Source organism: bacterium, from assembly GCA_030019025.1.
GTDB lineage: Bacteria > Hydrothermota > Hydrothermia > UBA1063 > UBA1063 > UBA1063.
Map to the genome: position 1 here is coordinate 15299 of JASEFR010000030.1, position 3147 is coordinate 18445.

Annotated in this window: 4 protein-coding genes; 3 read left to right on the forward strand and 1 reads right to left on the reverse strand. The window is 38.4% G+C overall.

Annotated features, from left to right (window positions below; translation table 11 throughout):
* Both QMD82_07580 and nfo read left to right on the forward strand, forming a co-directional pair.
* Window positions 1–514 (forward strand): ferritin family protein (locus tag QMD82_07580; protein MDI6851775.1); only part of this gene is annotated, 514 nt, incomplete at its 5' end.
* Between the two features lie 2 nt (window positions 515–516).
* Complete coding sequence (gene nfo / locus QMD82_07585) at window positions 517–1365, forward strand: deoxyribonuclease IV (GenBank protein ID MDI6851776.1); 849 nt, start codon at window positions 517–519, stop codon at window positions 1363–1365.
* On the opposite strand, the gene QMD82_07590 is transcribed toward nfo, so the two are convergent.
* Complete coding sequence (locus tag QMD82_07590; protein ID MDI6851777.1) at window positions 1358–2431, reverse strand: DUF763 domain-containing protein; 1074 nt, start codon at window positions 2429–2431, stop codon at window positions 1358–1360. The two genes, nfo and QMD82_07590, sit on opposite strands and share 8 nt — an antisense overlap.
* A 58-nt stretch (window positions 2432–2489) precedes the next feature.
* Here QMD82_07590 and QMD82_07595 point away from each other — a divergent pair.
* Window positions 2490–3147 (forward strand): AAA family ATPase (locus tag QMD82_07595; GenBank protein MDI6851778.1); only part of this gene is annotated, 658 nt, incomplete at its 3' end.

Here is a 3147-nt window from a genome sequence, read left to right on the forward strand (position 1 = left end):
AAAAGGAGGGCATATGGATAAAGTTGCAATTGTAGACATGGCCATCGAAAATGAGAAGAGTGCTATTTTTACTTACCTCGAAATAGCAAGGAAAACAAAAGATACAAGTGGAAAAAACATGTTCATTACCCTCGCAGGGGAAGAGGTTAAACACCTTGTGTCTCTCATGGAAGTCAAGGAGCTATTTAACAAAAAGGTTCACATAAAGACCCTTGAAGTTCCAAAATCGGAAATTGAAAAGCTTTTACCCGACATTAAAGCCAGAGAAAAGAAAAAGCATGGCAAATCAGAACTGAACGAGCTTGATGCCCTCGAAATCGCTTTAGAACATGAAAAGAAATCAATGGAATTTTACGAAACTAATTACCAGACGGTAGACGATGAATCACTCAAAGATCTGCTCAAAAAATTTTACGAGACTGAAAAGGCTCACTACGAACTTATTATGGCTCAAATTGACTATATAAAAGGAACAGGATTTTGGTTTGATATACCCGAATTTAGCATGGAATAAACATGGGACTTCTGGGAGCACACGTTTCAATAGCAGGGGGTGTGGAAAATGCCCCGGAAAGGGGCTACGCCCTCAAGTGCGAAACCATACAGATATTTACAAAGAACCAGCGACAATGGATTGCAAAAGAACTTTCTGAAGAGTCAATCAGAGCTTTTAAAGAAAAATTAAAACAGTACAATCTTCAAAAACCGGTTGTTCACGATTCTTACCTTATCAATTTAGCATCTGCGAAAGATGAAACTTACGAAAAGTCAAAGGAAGCATTTATAGATGAAGCCTTAAGGGCGTACCAACTTGGTATACCTTACTTAGTTTTTCATCCTGGATCTAACCCTGATATAGAAGAAGGAATCAAGAGGATTTCAGAGGTACTAAATCTAACTATCTCAAAGGTAAAAGATGTAATCCTCCTTGTTGAAATTACCGCAGGACAGGGAAACGCGATTGGAAGAAGGTTTGAAGAAATTGCAAAAATTATAGAACGGGTTGAAGAAAAATCAAGAATAGGAGTCTGCTTTGACACCGCCCATGTCTTTGAATCGGGTTACGATATCAGAGACGAAGAAAGTTACCACCAGACCCTTGAAAATTTTGATAAAATTATTGGATTAGAATATCTTATGTGTTTCCATTTGAACGATTCTAAAACCCCTCTGGGTTCTAACGTAGACCGACATGAGCATATAGGGAAAGGAGAAATTGGCCTTAAAGCCTTTGAGCTACTTGTTAACGATCCAAGATTTAAAGAACATCCTATGATTCTTGAAACCCCTGGGGGAGAAGAATTTTACGAAGAAAATTTGAAAGTTTTGAGAAAACTTATAAAATCCCAAAAAGGGACTAAGTAAAATATTTTTGTAATCTCCTTAATGTTTCCAGTTCCTCACGCTGTCCTAATTTAGCACTCTTAATGGCCCTTTCCAAAACTTCTATAGATTTATCGTAAATATCCCTTCTGACCCTGTAAGGATAGCCATCTTTACCACCGTGGGCAAAGCTGTAAATAACTGGATCTTCATAACTGGGCTTTGCCCCATAGATAATATCTGAAATCAAGGCCAACGCTCTCAAACTCATAGGTCCAAATCCCCTCACTGCAAGAAGGCTTTCAAAATCTCTTGGAAATGCCTCATAAGTCTTTATAAGGACTTTTTTTAAATTCTCAGGCTTCATATCTTTTAACGTGATATAATGTCTTGCCGGCATTCTATAAGAAATGGCTTTCTGGTAAAGAGAGAGAATCTTGTCAGGCGAATCCTTTACGAGACCAAGAATGACTCTCCTCGAGTCTTCCGATTTTCTCGATGTTATATCAAGTACGCTTCGCTCTTTACTCTCTGAGATAATTCCTGAATGGGGTTCTAAGGTAAAATCCTCTACCTTCTCGGAAAGCCAATGGTATCTTCTGGCAGTTTTTGACGCATCGTTCATTCCCTGCTGAATGACACACCAATAGCCATCCTTTGTATACATAATCACATGATGATATAAGTTATATCCATCTTGCAACAATACAGAATCAACCTTGGCACTGAGTCTGCTGGCGTAAACGATTTTTTCCGCATCAATTCCAAAAGCATCTCCCGTCTCCTTAACTTCTTCAGGAACCAGCAAAGAGTGCTTACCCTTACCACCAGCTACAAATATACCCAACTCACCCTCAAGGCCTTTCAAACCAGACTTAATTGCGTAGGTAACCGTGGTTGTAACGCCAGAAGAGTGCCAGTCGAATCCCAGCAAGCATCCAAGTGATTGAAACCAAATTGGATCAGAAAGCCTTCTTACGACTTCTTCTCGACCAAATTCCAAGACCATCAGAGAAATAATACTCCTTGCCAATTTTGTCATCCGCTCCATAAGCCAGCGAGGTGCCTTGCCATTGTGAAGTGGTAGAGTCACATAGCCCGTTTTCATACCAAAATAATAGCGCATTTTTATTGGAATTTCAAGGATTTTGCTGTAAAATTATTAAATGATCAAAGAGATTTCTTTGCTTTCTTTCCGAAACTTCAGAGCGCAAAAGTTCAACTTTGATAGCGGAATCAATTTAATCTTAGGACCAAATGGAAGTGGAAAAACCAATTTACTGGAAGCGATTGGCTATTTATCACAGGCAAAATCTTTTAGAAAAGTTTCAGATAGAAACTTAATTGCATGGGGAGAAAACTTTTTCAGGATTGAGGCTGTTTTTGAAAAAGACGGATTGAATTACAATATTGCTATATTCTATGATAGAGAAACGGAAACTAAGAAAATTTCTATAAATAACAAAGTCGTGGAAAGGGCAACAATACTCTTTTCCACATTACCAAGCTTGATTTCGTCGGATCGGGACCAGGACATAATTGATGGACCACCGCGTGAAAGAAGGAGGATTATAAACAGACTTATTTCCATAACCAGCAGTGAGTATATGAGGCTAATACAAGACTATTCCAAAGTGTTAGAAAATAAAAACTTTCTTCTTAGAAACCAGCAGATCGACGAAATAAAGCCGTGGAACCAGAAGCAACAACAGCTTTCCACTGAAATCGTCCGATACAGGAAAGGGTTTATAGAAAAAATAAAAGATCATTTTGGGACTATCTCTCAAGAATTCTTGAAGGGCAAAAGAGCTGAGATAAACTATG